This window comes from Micromonospora sp. CA-263727 (assembly GCF_050942455.1).
In the GTDB taxonomy this organism is placed as follows: domain Bacteria; phylum Actinomycetota; class Actinomycetes; order Mycobacteriales; family Micromonosporaceae; genus Micromonospora.
The window spans coordinates 4,075,208-4,087,957 of record NZ_CP192031.1; the positions used below are offsets into that span (position 1 = coordinate 4,075,208).

Annotated in this window: 10 protein-coding genes and 1 pseudogene; all 11 read right to left on the minus strand. The window is 70.6% G+C overall.

Annotated features, from left to right (window positions below; translation table 11 throughout):
- Nucleotide 1: 1 nt before the first annotated feature.
- On the minus strand, nt 2-1,570 hold the full coding sequence (locus ACQPYA_RS17890) for a TIGR02677 family protein (RefSeq protein ID WP_433528227.1): 1,569 nt from the start codon (nt 1,568-1,570) through the stop codon (nt 2-4).
- 281 nt (nt 1,571-1,851) lie between these two features.
- Entirely contained in the window at nt 1,852-3,270 is a 1,419-nt protein-coding gene (gene pntB, locus ACQPYA_RS17895) for a Re/Si-specific NAD(P)(+) transhydrogenase subunit beta (protein WP_433528228.1), read from the minus strand.
- 4 nt (nt 3,271-3,274) lie between these two features.
- Nucleotides 3,275-5,035, minus strand: a complete 1,761-nt coding sequence (locus tag ACQPYA_RS17900) for a Re/Si-specific NAD(P)(+) transhydrogenase subunit alpha (RefSeq protein WP_433528229.1) — start codon at nt 5,033-5,035, stop codon at nt 3,275-3,277.
- Nucleotides 5,036-5,108: 73 nt separating this feature from the next.
- A pseudogene (locus tag ACQPYA_RS17905) lies at nt 5,109-5,351 on the minus strand (hypothetical protein).
- A 405-nt stretch (nt 5,352-5,756) separates the two neighbouring features.
- Complete coding sequence (locus ACQPYA_RS17910) at nt 5,757-6,218, minus strand: hypothetical protein (protein WP_433528230.1); 462 nt, start codon at nt 6,216-6,218, stop codon at nt 5,757-5,759.
- A gap of 310 nt (nt 6,219-6,528) precedes the next feature.
- Entirely contained in the window at nt 6,529-7,335 is an 807-nt protein-coding gene (locus ACQPYA_RS17915; protein ID WP_433528231.1) for an SAM-dependent methyltransferase, read from the minus strand.
- A gap of 160 nt (nt 7,336-7,495) precedes the next feature.
- On the minus strand, nt 7,496-7,903 hold the full coding sequence (locus ACQPYA_RS17920) for an OsmC family protein (protein ID WP_433528232.1): 408 nt from the start codon (nt 7,901-7,903) through the stop codon (nt 7,496-7,498).
- Nucleotides 7,904-7,996: 93 nt separating this feature from the next.
- Nucleotides 7,997-9,316 carry an NtaA/DmoA family FMN-dependent monooxygenase gene (locus ACQPYA_RS17925; protein WP_433528233.1) on the minus strand — a complete coding sequence of 440 codons (1,320 nt, stop codon included), beginning with the start codon at nt 9,314-9,316 and terminating at the stop codon, nt 7,997-7,999.
- Nucleotides 9,313-10,944, minus strand: a complete 1,632-nt coding sequence (locus tag ACQPYA_RS17930; RefSeq protein WP_433528234.1) for a dipeptide ABC transporter ATP-binding protein — start codon at nt 10,942-10,944, stop codon at nt 9,313-9,315. The genes ACQPYA_RS17925 and ACQPYA_RS17930 overlap by 4 nt, the downstream gene beginning before the upstream one ends.
- A complete protein-coding gene (locus ACQPYA_RS17935) occupies nt 10,941-11,762 on the minus strand; it encodes an ABC transporter permease (RefSeq protein WP_433528235.1) in 822 nt (273 codons plus the stop codon). The genes ACQPYA_RS17930 and ACQPYA_RS17935 overlap by 4 nt, the downstream gene beginning before the upstream one ends.
- Nucleotides 11,759-12,718, minus strand: a complete 960-nt coding sequence (locus tag ACQPYA_RS17940; protein ID WP_433528236.1) for an ABC transporter permease — start codon at nt 12,716-12,718, stop codon at nt 11,759-11,761. Before ACQPYA_RS17940 ends, ACQPYA_RS17935 begins: the two co-directional genes overlap by 4 nt.
- Nucleotides 12,719-12,750 lie beyond the last annotated feature (32 nt).

The following is a 12,750-nucleotide window of genomic DNA, read 5'->3' on the forward strand; positions in this document are numbered from 1 at the left end:
CTCACGCCGGCACCAGTTCCCGGCGGTGCACGGCGGTGTGGCTGGCAGCGGCCACGGTCAGCGCGTACCCGTCGAGATGCAGCCGGCCGGCGGCGGTGCGTACCGTGGTAAACCGGCCCGGCGTCGGCGTGAGGGTGAGTCGCACACCGTGCGCGGCCGCGGCGAGCGGCACCGCACGGGCGGCGCCGACCCGCACGGCGAGGGCAAGGTCGAGCAGCCGCAGCAGCACGGAGGTCTGCTCCGCGTCCAACCGGTGTTCGTCGAGGTCCGCCTCGGCCAGCACGGCCGCCGCCTCGGCGAGCCGGCGCTCCCGGGCCAACTGGTCGGCGCGCAGCCGGTGCCGGCGCTCGTCGCCCCGGTCGATCCGGGCCGGCCGGCCCCGCCCCTGCCCGGGCTCCCGACCGCTCACCACCAGGCTCCGGGACAGCTCCACCGCCGGCGCCTCCCACCAGGACAGCCGGGTCGGGATCGCCTCCGGGTCGGCGTGGGTCACCGCGACGTGCCGGGGCGCGCCCAGGCCGAACACGGCGTCGAAGAGCGCGTCGGCGGCCTCCTGCGACGGCACCCGGGTGAACCAGGCGGCGAGGTGACGCAGCTGCGACTCGCGGCTCACCCCACCGCGGCGGGCCTCGGTGACCCGCCGGAGCAGGGCCAGCACGTCGCCGATGGCGGCCACCGTGGCGTCGGCGAGCCGGTCGGCCTCGCTGACCTCCTCGGCGCCCGGTGGCGCCAGCCACGACCGCAGCCCCCGCCACCGGCGTCGCCAGTCCTCCAGCCGCTGCACCGGGGTGTGGAAGAGCCGCTCGTCCGCCTCGGCCGCCGCCTCGATCAGACGGTCCAGGCCGGTCGCCTCCACCTCGTGCACCGCCGCCCGCAACCGCGGCGTGTAGCGCTGCAACTCGTCGTGGAAGTCCCGCAGATGGGTCAGCAGGGCGTCCTTGTGGGCGAGGAACGCCTCCGGGCGTACGTCGTTGGTGCGGCTCAGGTCACCCAGCATGTGATAGAACCGGGCCGCCCGCTCGGCGATGTCGGCCAACGCCCGGTCGAGGCGGTTGAGCTTGCGGTAGACCTCCTCGGCGTCGCCGGCCTCGTTGGCGGCGGCGAGCGCGGCCAGGTCGGCGAGCAGGTCGGCGAAGACCAGACGGGACAGCGTGCTGTCGTCCATCGTGGCGGTGAGGACCGCCTCCACCGCCCGGTGAGCCCGGTAGCCGGCCTCGGTGAACTGGTAGACCGAGTGCCGGTTGCGATACTCGGCGAGGGTGTTCGCCCGGGTGCCGTCCTGGCCCCGGTCGAGAACCCCCCACTCGACCAGCGCGTCGAGCAGCCGCGGCAGTTCCAGCTCGGCGGGATCGGGGCAGTCCGGGTTCGCCCCGTGCAGCACACTGAGCATCGCCGCGACGTCGGCGGTGTGCAGCATGACGTGGTAGCTGGAACGCGCCGACTCGAAGGCGCGCAGCAGCCAGCGATAGGCGAACCGGTTCTCCGCCGTGACGTAGCCGAACAGCCGCATCCGGTCGTCCAGCCCGAACTCGTCCAAGCCGAACGTGGTCCTCGACGGCTGGTCAGTCATCGTCGTCCTTCCGGCGGCGGTCCCTCCGGCGACCCACCCTACCGAGCCCGCCGGACACCGCCCCCTCCGCCCGCCGGGCGTGTCCGCGCGTCACGTGTCGCTTCGCCGGCCACCTGGCCGGGGTACGCCCATGCCATCATCGCGACCCGGCTCATGGTGTGGCTCGCCCAGGGCGCCGTGCCGGCGGACCGGATCGCCCAGGCCGTGGGGCGGCGTGTCCCCGGCCGGGACGGCAACACCAGCCCCGAGGAACACGACCTCGACTGACCGGGAGTCATGGGTCAGAGGGCGCGGAGAATGTCCTCCACCCGGTCCTTCGCGTCACCGAAGAGCATCGCACTGTTCTCCCGGAAGAACAGAGGATTCTGCACGCCCGCGTAGCCGGAGGCCATCGAGCGCTTGAAGACGATGACGTTGTCGGCCTCCCAGACTCTGAGGACGGGCATGCCGGCGATGGGACTCGCGGGGTCCTCGGTAGCGGCAGGGTTGACCGTGTCGTTGGCCCCGATGACCAGGACGATCGAGGTGTTCGCGAAGTCGTCGTTGATCTCGTCCATCTCCAGGACGATGTCGTAGGGCACCTTGGCCTCGGCGAGCAGCACGTTCATGTGCCCCGGGAGGCGGCCAGCCACGGGGTGGATGCCGAAGCGGACGTCGACGTTTCTCTCGCGGAGCCGACGGGTGAGTTCGGCGACGCCGTGCTGCGCCTGGGCGACCGCCATGCCGTACCCGGGTGTGATGACGACGGAGTCGGCCGCGGCGAGCATCTTGGCGAGGTCCTCGGCCGTGGTCTCCCGGTACTCGCCGTAGTCCCGGTCGTCGGCGGGCCCGGCCTCGATGCCGAAGCCACCGGCGATCACGGAGATGAACGACCGGTTCATCGCCTTGCACATGATGTAGGACAGGTAGGCGCCCGAGGAGCCGACCAGCGCGCCGGTGACGATCAGCAGATCGTTCTCGAGCAGGAAGCCGGCGGCGGCTGCCGCCCAGCCGGAATAGCTGTTGAGCATCGACACCACCACCGGCATGTCGCCCCCGCCGATGGAGGCGACCAGGTGCACGCCGAGGAGCAGGGCGATCACGGTGACGACGATCAGCAGCCACAGCTGTGGCTCGACGACGAACCAGGCCGTGAACACACCGAACGCGGCGAGCGCACCAAGGTTGAAAATGTTCTTGCCCGGCAGCATCATCGGGTTGGAGTTGATCCGGGCGGACAGTTTCAGGTAGGCGACGATCGAGCCGGTGAAGGTCACGGCACCGATGAAGACGCCGATGAAGACCTCGGCGCTGTGGACCCCGAGCAGGCCCTGGCGGCGCAGCAACTCAGCAGCCGCACCACCCAGGTCGGCCTCCACGTGGAGATACCCGTTCCACCCGACGAGCACGGCGGCAAGGCCCACGAAGCTGTGCAGGAGGGCGATCAGCTCCGGCATGCCGGTCATCTCGACCTTGCCCGCCCGGTACAGCCCGATCGTGGCGCCGACGACGGTCGCCACGATGAGCAGGGTCAGACCAAGGTTGCTGATGTCGTGGACGACTGCGAGCGCGATGGTCGCCGCCAGCGCCAGAACCATGCCGGCGATGCCGAAGGTGTTCCCGGCCTTGGCCGTTTCGTGCTTGGACAGACCGGCCAGCGCCAGGATGAACAGCAGGGCGGCGATGATGTACGCCGCATGCGCCGCAGCCTCGACGGTCATCAGATCAGCTCCTGGAGAACATGGCGAGCATGCGGCGGGTCACCGCGAAGCCACCGAAGACGTTGATGCTGGCCAACAGGATCGCGGCGAAAGAGAGCACGGTCACGAGGTTGTCGCCGTGCCCGAGCTGTAGCAGGGCACCGACCACGATGATCCCCGAGATTGCGTTGGTCACCGACATCAGCGGTGTGTGCAGGGCGTGGTGCACCTGGCCGATCACGTAGTAGCCGATGACGATCGCCAGCGCGAAGACGGTGAGATGGCCCCGCAGGGCGGCCGGCGACATCGCCGCGACAAGGAACAGCGCTGCGGCACCGGCCCCTGCCAGCGTCAACCGCCGATGCCACGAGGCCGGCGCCTTCTCGTGAGCTTCGGTCGAGGCGGTCGCCGATGGGGCGGCTGGCGTCTTCACCGGTGCCGCCGACACCGGTACCGGTGGGGGCGGCCAGGTCAGCTCGCCGTCCCGTACGACGGTCATCGAGCGCTGAACGACGTCATCGAGGTCCAGTGCCAGCTGTCCGTCCCGACCTGGCGTCAGCAGCTTCATCAGGTTCACCAGATTGGTGCCGTACAGCTGTGATGCCTGCGCGGGGAGGCGTCCGGCCAGGTCGGTGTAACCGATGATGGTGACGCCGTTCTCGGTGACCGCGGCCTGGCCTGGGATGGTTCCCTCGACGTTTCCACCGTTGGCGGCCGCCATGTCGACGATCACGCTGCCCGGCTTCATGCTGGCCACCATCTCGGCGGTGATCAGCCGCGGCGCCGGCCTACCGGGGATCAGCGCCGTCGTGATGACGATGTCGACATCCTTGGCCTGCTCGGCGTAGAGCCGGGCAGCGCGCTGGTTGTAGTCGTCCGACATCTCCTTGGCGTAGCCGGTCGCGGAGACCTCCACGTCCGTGGTCTCGACGGACAGGTACTCGCCGCCCAGAGACTTGACCTGGTCGGCCACCTCCGGCCGCGGGTCGGTCGCCCGCACGATTCCACCCAGACTCCCGGCGGTACCGATCGCCGCCAGGCCGGCGACACCCGCGCCGGCGACGAGCACCTTGGCCGGCGGGACCTTGCCCGCGGCGGTCACCTGCCCGGTGAAGAACCGGCCGAACACGTGCGCCGCCTCTACCACCGCCCGGTAGCCAGCGATGTTGGCCATCGATGACAGCACGTCCAGCGACTGGGCCCGCGATATCCGGGGTACGGCATCCATCGCCAGTGCCGTGATGGGTCGCCGGGACAGGTCTTCGACCAGGTCCGGGTTCAGGCTCGGGTGCAGTATGCCGACGAGCGTGGCGCCCTTGGGCAGCCTGTCCAGCTGTTCGGTCGACGGCGCGTTGACGGCGAACACGATGTCGGCCTTCAGCGCGTCACCGATCGCCGCGCCCGACTCGACGTACGCCTCGTCGGAGAACGAGGACGCGAGCCCCGCGCCGGACTCCACCACCACCTCGTAACCCAGCTTGGTCAACTCCACGACGGTGGCGGGCGTCGCCGCCACGCGCGTCTCGTCCGAGCGTGACTCCCGAAGCACACCGATGATCATCACTAGCTCCACAAGACAGGGCTGAAGGTGAGGGCGCCGGACAAGTTGCGGGTCCGAACATCTCGACAAACCTTCGGCACAAATGTGATCGCGTTGAGAAATTGTCGCCGACGGGGCGTCAACGCGAAAATGATCCATATCACATCGCCGGGCGGCGGCTTGATCGGCGGCGATGACGGCGCCGCCGCGTCGACCGGTCAAGCCGCAACGTTCTCCGGCCGGCACGGGCTTGCACTCCGCGCGCCAGCCGATCCCGACGGCAACGGGTACCGCGTGAGAGGGATGAGCGACAGTCACCTCATCGGCGCAGGCGGCGGGCGCAGGGGCCGTCGTGGTCGACGTGCAGCAGGCAGCTGGGCAGCCGCAGGCCGCAGAAGACCCGATGGCGTACGCCCTGGGCATCCTCGGTGGAGACGGTGGTCTCGCCCGGGCCGGCCCACGGCATGATGATCATCCGGGCCAGGCGCTACGCGGTGGGCGGGTCGACGGCGACGACGGGCAGATGGATGACGTAGCGGCGGGTTTCGGTGAGTTCGGTGATCTGCGCGGTCAGGGCAGCCTGTTGGATGGTCGCCGCTGCCTCATCGCGGTCGAACTCGGCGGCCTCGCGGCGTTGATCGGCCAGCAGCACGTTGAGGGTTTCCAGTCGGGTGCTGAGTTCCTCGGCCAGTTTCGCTGCTTCTGTCGCGGCCCGGACCGCCCTGCGTGCCTCGGTGACCTTCGACGTCGCCTGGGCCGTCCAGGGCGCAGCTCACGGGCGAGTTCTGCGGCCATGCCGGCCAGTCGGCGCTGCCGTACGTCAAGGTGCCGGGCCTCTGTGGCCTATGGTGCCCTCGTTGGTGCACGCGCCGTGTCCATGAGAGAGCTTCTGGCGCCCGCCGTCTGATCTGAGGCATTGCCCGGCGGCCCCGCCAGCTGCCGGGTGTCTCTTCGGCAGCCCCCGCGCCTACTTGGAGGTCAGTTGCTGCGCCAGCCGATCCATGCCGCTCTTGATCAGTTGCCCGTACTCGTCATCGCCAAGGGCACCGACCCCCGCCTGCGCACGCTGGAGGTACTCACGCGCACGGCCGAGATCGCCAAGCTTGCGATAGCAGTCACTCAGATTGAGGTGCAACGACGGATACAGACCGGCCACCGACATTGGCAGCCCAGCCTGTGCAACCCGGGCATCGGAAAGCAGGTCGGCCGCCGCCAGCGCTCGCTCGTCCCAGACCAACTCCTGCTGGACATCGTCCTGCACATCGGCCATCGAGTGCGCGAGGACGCAAACGTGCAAAGGATCGCCTCGCTCCCCACCGATCTCATCCCAGATCTGCGCAAACAAGTCGCGAGCAGCCTCACGCTGGCCCTGATGATGATGCAACTGCACCCCTTGGTTGACGCGGGCTAGCGTTGCATCGATGATCATCGTCTGCTCCTGCGCGGCCTCATGTCGCGACGATGGCATGAATCGCACCTGCCTACAAGCCTCGGCGGAACGCCTGGTAACTCTCGGTCCACCTGCCTGACGGTGGTGAGGTTGAGAGCGACCGGCAATGGGCGGTGGAGGCGAGGCGGGTCCTGAACACCGACGGTGGCACGAACGGGTCCGCAGCGGCGTGGGTCCGCCACGCGAAGAGTCCGTCGCCGTGCGGTGGGCCGGTGACCGCTGGTCCAGCGGTCAATTCCGGTGCGTGGAGAGGCTGCCCTCGTGGCTGACCGGTGTCGAGAGGCTCAGCTCAGCCGATGCGGCCGACGCCGCCGAACAGGTAGACCTCCGGCTCGTCGGACTCCGGGTCGGGGCGCCAGCGCGAGCACGTGACGACGCCGGGTTCCAGCAGATCCAACCCGTCGAAGAAGCGTTCGAGTTCCATCTTCGTCCGGGCGCGGATCGGCGTGCCGCCGCGCTCGGTGGTCTCCCGCATCACGCGCAGCATCGGCTCGCCGTGAATCTCCGCGGTGGAATGGGTGAGCACCAAATGGCTACCGGTGGGCATCGCCTGCACCAACTGCGCGACGCAGCCGTACGCCACGTCGTCGTCCATGAGGTGGTTGACGACGCCGAGGAGCATGAGCCCGATTGGCTGCGAGAGGTCGAGCGTCTGCCGCGCGGACGCGAGTATCGTGTCAGGCTGCCGTAGATCGGCTTCGACGTAGTCGCAGCTGCCTTCCGGCGTACTGGTGAGCAGCGCACGCGCATGCGCCATGACGAGCGGGTCGTTGTCGATGTAGACCACCCGGCAGCGCGGGTCGAGGGACTGCGCGACCTCGTGGGTGTTGTCCGCCGAGGGGAGTCCGGTGCCGACGTCGAGGAACTGACGGATGCCGGCATCCTCGACGAGGAACCTGACCACACGCTTGAGAAACGCGCGCTCGGACTTGGCCCCGATGGGGATGTCCGGGATGTGTGCGATCACCTCGTCGCCGGCGGCCCGGTCGACCGCGAAGTTGTCCTTGCCGCCGAGCCAGTAGTTCCAGATCCGCGCCGAGTGCGGAACCGTGGTGTCCAGTTTGGAGTTTGAGGGCAACCCCCGGTCCTCGGTCATGAGGCTATCCTCGCGCACCGAAAAGGCGGTGACGCAAGCGGGGCAGCGGCCCGACGGCACGGCAGGCTCCGATTCGCCAGCATTTCCGCCACCACGGCGCCGCTCGGTCCTTCGCCGCGTTCCACGCCTTGCGTAGCGGGCGGCGGACCCCACGGCCTCATCAGGCGAGGATCCGCAGCTCCACCTCGACGGGCACCGTCGCCGCGATGGTGGAGTAGATCGGGCAGGTGGTGCGGTACGCCTCGGCGATGTCGGCAAGCTGCCCCTGGGTGATGCCGGTGACGGAGACCGTGATGTGGATCCCGGAGAAGCCGACCGGTTCCGTGACGGTCTCACCGGTGACGGTCACCTCGACCCGGCCCACCGGGTTGCCCTGCTCCCGGGCCCAGTACTGGAAGCTGGAGGCGGTGCAGGTGGCGAGCGAGGCGAGGAACACCTCCACCGGTTGGATCGCCTCGCCGGTGCCGCCCCGCCGTTCGGAGGCGTCGACGACCAGGTGGTTGGTGCGGCTGGTCAGCACGAACCGACCGAAGTCGAGGCTGCTGGTCGCGTGGACGGTGGTGGACATGGCCATTCCTTTCAGGTCGGGTCCGTACCCGACAGTAGGTCCGGGCGTACCGACGGCCCGGCGGGGCGGATGGTCTTCTGGAACGTCGAGGGCCTAGCCGAATTCGGGTTCGGGCAGCGCGTAGTGCCCGCGCAGCGTCGACGTGTCGTACCCGTGCCGAACGAGACCGGCGGCCCGTAGATGTGGCAGCACCTCGTCGATCAGGGCCGGGACACCGTCGCTGAGGACGTCGGGCATGAGATTGAAGCCGTCGGCCGCGCCTGCGGCGTGCCACTGCGCGATGTCCTGGGCCACCTGCTCGCCGGTGCCGACGAACACCCGGTGGCCGCCGGTGCCGGCGCGGCGCAGCACCTCGCGGACCGGAAGACCCTGCCGGGCCAGGGCCAGCAGCGCCTGGTAGTTGCCCTCCGAGGGGGCCAGGTCGGCGAGGTCGGCGCGGAACGCCCCGGCCGGCACCGGCTCGTCGAGCCGCAGGTCGGCCACGTCGACGGCGAGTCCGAACGCCAGCCGCCGCAGCGTGTCGGCGGGGTCGCTCAGTTCGTGGAGGTCGTCGGCGCGTTGTCGGGCCTCCTGCTCGGTGCCCCCGAGCACGGTGATCAGCCCGGGAAGGATGGCCACGGAGCGCGGGTCGCGGCGGTGCTCGGCGGCCAGGGCGCGTACGTCGGCGGCGAAGGCGCGGCCGTGCGTGACAGTGGTCGCGGAGGAGAAGATCACGTCGGCGGTCCGGGCCGCCAACGCCCGGCCCTGCGGGGAGCCGCCAGCCTGCACGATCACGGGGTGGCCCTGCGGTGACGGGGGCAGGGTGAGTGGACCGGCGACCTCAAAGTGACGGCCGCGATGGTCGATAGCGCGGATCAGTGCCGGGTCGGCGTAGGTGCCGCCGGCCACGTCGGCGATCACGGCGTCGGGGTGCCAACTCCGCCAGAGCGCCAGGACGACGTCCACGAACTCCTCGGCGCGCGCGTACCGTCCGCTCTTGTCCGGAAAGGCCAGGTGCCCGAAGTTCGCCGCGGCGGCCGGGGTGCCGGTCACCACGACGTTCCAGCCGACCCGGCCACCGCTGGCCACGTCGACCGATTGGATCCGACGGGCCAGGTCGTACGGTTCGCTCAGGGTGGTGGAGGCGGTGACGATGACGCCGATCCGTTGCGTCACGGCGGTGACGGCGGTGGCGATCACCACGGGATCGAAGCCCTGTAGTTGGGGGTGGTGCGCGATGCCGTCGCGCAGGGCGGGGGTGTCGGCGAGGAAGACCGCGTCCAGCAGGCCCCGCTCGCTGTGCCGGGCGGCGGTCACGTACGACTCGATCGAGGCGAACGCGGACGGGTCGTTTCCCGGCCAACGCCACGCCCCGGTGTGCGCGCCGGCACCGATCAGGTTCATGTTGAGCAGGAGTCTTCGCTGGCTGGTCACGTCGTGCCGTCCTCGTTCTCAGGGGTGGGTGTTCCCGGGCCCCGCCACCGGGGCACCGCGTCGAGCAACGTGCGGGTATAGAGGTGCCGGGGCCGGTCGAGGACCTGCCCGGCGTCACCGGCCTCCACGACGCGTCCGCCCTGCATGACCACCACCTGGTGGGCCAGTTGCCGGACGACGGCGATGTCGTGCGAGATGAACAGATAGGTCAGCCCGAGGTCGACCTGTAGTCGACGCAGGAGGTCGAGCACCTGCGCCTGGACGGAGACGTCCAGCGCCGAGACGGCCTCGTCGAGCACCAGCAGGTCCGGCCGCAGGGCGATCGCCCGGGCGATCGCGACCCGCTGCCGCTGCCCGCCGGAGAGCTGCCGGGCGCGGCGGGTGACCAGCGCCGGGTCGAGTCCGACCCGGGCCAACAGCTCCGGGACCACCTCGGCCGGCCGGGGCCGTTCGCGCGGCGGCAGGGTGCGGAACGGTTCGTGGACGAGCTGCGCGACGGTGAAGCGGGGGTCGAGCGAGCCGTACGGATTCTGGTAGACGATCTGCGCGCGGCGCCGGAAGTCGCGTAGGCGCTGGCCGCGCGCGGCGCGGACGTCGAGCCCGTCGAAGTCGATGGCCCCGGTGGTGGCCGGGGTCAGGCGCAACAGCATCCGGGCCAGGGTCGTCTTGCCGGACCCCGATTCCCCCACCACCGCGGTCGTGCGGCCCTGGCCGATCACCAGGTCCACCCCGTCGACGGCGGCGGTCGAGGCCCGCCATCCGGTGCGGTAGCGCTTGGTCAGCCGCGCCACGCGAACCAGCGGCGCTCCGGTTGCGAGGGCCGGCGTCGGCACCGGCACCGTGGGGTCCGGTATGGCGGCCAGCAGTTCCCGGGTGTGCTGGTGGTGGGCCGCGCGGAACACCGACCCGGTGGGCCCGCTCTCGACGACGCGCCCGGCGTGCAGGACGTACAGGGTGTCGCTGCGTTCGGCGGCGACGGCGAGGTCGTGGGTGATCAGCAGCAGCCCGGCACCGTGGGCGCGGACAACGTTCGTGAGCAGGTCGAGGACGGATCGGCGCGCGGTGGCGTCCAGGGCGCTGGTCGGCTCGTCGGCGAGGATCAACCGGGGACCGGCCGCGATCGCCTGGGCGATGAGGACGCGTTGCCGCATCCCGCCGGAGAGTTCGTGGGGGTACTGCCGGGCCCGCTGGGCGGGACGGTCGATGCCCATCTCGTCGAGGAGTTCCACGGCCCGGTGGGCCGCCTCCCGCCGGGTGCCGAGGCCGTGCCGGCGGATCACCTCGGCGATCTGGGCCCCTACGTGCTTGACCGGGTTGAGCGATAAGCCGGGGTCCTCGGGAACCAGCGCGACGTGCCGGCCCCGGATGCCGTACATGCGGGTTTCGGAGAGGCGGGTCAGGTCGACACCGTCGAGCCGGACCGACCCGGCGGTGACGCGGGCCTCGGGCGGCAGTTGCCGCAGGATCGCCGTGGCGGTGGTCGACTTGCCGGATCCCGACTGTCCGACCAGGGCGACGATCTCGCCGGCTGCCACCCGTAGCGACAGGCCGTCGACGGCGGGTGCCGGTGCCGGCGGATAGGTGATCGTCAGGCCGCTGACCTCGAGGAGTGCTCCGGGTGGGTTCATCGTTCCCCCTGCACGGCTCGCGCGATCCGGTTGAGTGAGACCACCAGCGCGACGATGGTCAGGCCCGGCAACGTCGTCATCCACCATGAGGTGGCGAGGTGGTCGCGTCCCTCGGCGACCAGCACACCCCACTCGGGAGCGGGCGGCTGGGCGCCGTAGCCGAGGAAGCTCAACGCCGCGACCGACAGGATCGCCATCGCGAACTCCACGATCACCAGTGCCAGGACGGGACCCGCGCTGTTGGGCAGCACGTGCCGGGCGACGATCTGAAGGTGGCCGATGCCGATGGCGCGAGCTGCCTCGACGTACTCGCGGGTGCGGACGCGGATAACTTCGGAGCGGGTCAGCCGGGCGAAGGCGGCGATGCTGCCGACGCCGACCGCGACCGCGATGTTGACCGTGCCCCGGCCCAGCGCGGCGACGATGGCCAGGGACAGCAGGAGCGACGGTATCGCCAGGAGGACGTCGGTGAGCCGGGACAGGATGCTGTCGACCAGCCCGCCGGCATATCCGGCGGCGAGGCCGAAGGCGGTGCCGGTGACCGCGCCGAGCGCGACGGCCAGGCCGGTCGCGCCGAGGGAGAGCCGGGTGCCGTGCACGACCCGGGTGAACAGGTCACGGCCGAGGTGGTCGGTGCCGAAGAGGTGCCGGCCGTCGGGTGCGGTGAGGCGTTCGGTGAGGTCACCGGCGAGTGGGTCGCCGCCGGCCAGCAGGGACGGCCGGATCAGGGCCGCGAGTACGAGCAGTCCGAACAGGACACTGAGGGCGAGTCCGGGACGCCGGATCAGCCGGCGGGCCCGGGTCGACGTGGTGCTCACGGTGCGTCCCCGGAGATGCCGGGGCGGGCGACCCGGGGATCGATCAGCGGATAGAGCAGGTCGACGAGGAGGTTCGTCAGGACGAAGACGACCGCGCCCAGCAGCACGGCGCCCTGCACCATGGGGATGTCCTGGACGCTGACGGCGCGGGCGACGAGCCGACCCAGGCCGGGACGGGAGAAGACCGTCTCGACGATCACCGACCCGGCGAGGGTGTTGCCCACCACCAGGCCCAGCACGGTGAAGCTGGGGATGAGCGCGTTGCGCAGCGCGTGCGAGACGATCACCTGGCGCCGGCGTAGCCCTTTGGCGATGGCGACCTGGATGTACGGCTCGGCGAGTGTCTGACTGAGGCTGCGGGCGAAGACCTGTCCCAGGATCGCGCCGTTGGGCAGGCCCAGGGTCACCGCCGGCAGGACCAGGCCGTGCAGGGTGTCCGTGCTGGTCGCGGGGAACAGATGCCATCGGAACGAGAAGACCTGTAGCAGGACCAGACCGAGCCAGAACGTCGGGATCGACACGATGAGCGCGGGGGTGGAGTAGGCCAGTTCCGCCGCCCAGCGCGCCCGGTTCATGTTCGCGGCCAGGCCGATGGCGAGCGCCACGGGAAGGGCCACCGCGAGGGAGCCGAGCGCGAGCGGGAGGGTGACCGGCAGCGCCTGCATGATCACCTGCACCACGGGCCGGCCGCTGGTGATGGACCGCCCGAGGTCACCGCCGAGCGCGCTGGTCAGCCGGTCGAGGTACTGCGCCGCCACCGGTTGGTCGAAGCCGTACTCGGCGCGGAGCTGGTCGAGGTAGGCGGGGTCGAGGTCCGGGTTCTCCAGCCCGCCGCTGGCCAGGATCCGTACCGGGTCACCGGGTAGCAGGTAGAGGATCACGAAGCTCAGCGTCCAGGCCGCCCACAGCACGAAGGCGGCCTGGGCGAGGCGGGCGGTGACGTAGCGAGGTCTCATCGTTCTCCCAGCCGTCGGCGGCGGGCCGGCGC

Bases quoted from the DNA above. Each gene is read 5' to 3' on its own strand.
- ACQPYA_RS17930 (WP_433528234.1), bottom strand. From the start codon at position 10,944: ATGAACCCACCCGGAGCACTCCTCGAGGTCAGCGGCCTGACGATCACC.
- ACQPYA_RS17920 (WP_433528232.1), bottom strand. From the start codon at position 7,903: ATGTCCACCACCGTCCACGCGACCAGCAGCCTCGACTTCGGTCGGTTC.
- pntB (WP_433528228.1), bottom strand. From the start codon at position 3,270: ATGACCGTCGAGGCTGCGGCGCATGCGGCGTACATCATCGCCGCCCTG.
- ACQPYA_RS17890 (WP_433528227.1), bottom strand. From the start codon at position 1,570: ATGACTGACCAGCCGTCGAGGACCACGTTCGGCTTGGACGAGTTCGGG.
- ACQPYA_RS17940 (WP_433528236.1), bottom strand. From the start codon at position 12,718: ATGAGACCTCGCTACGTCACCGCCCGCCTCGCCCAGGCCGCCTTCGTG.
- ACQPYA_RS17915 (WP_433528231.1), bottom strand. From the start codon at position 7,335: ATGACCGAGGACCGGGGGTTGCCCTCAAACTCCAAACTGGACACCACG.
- ACQPYA_RS17910 (WP_433528230.1), bottom strand. From the start codon at position 6,218: ATGATCATCGATGCAACGCTAGCCCGCGTCAACCAAGGGGTGCAGTTG.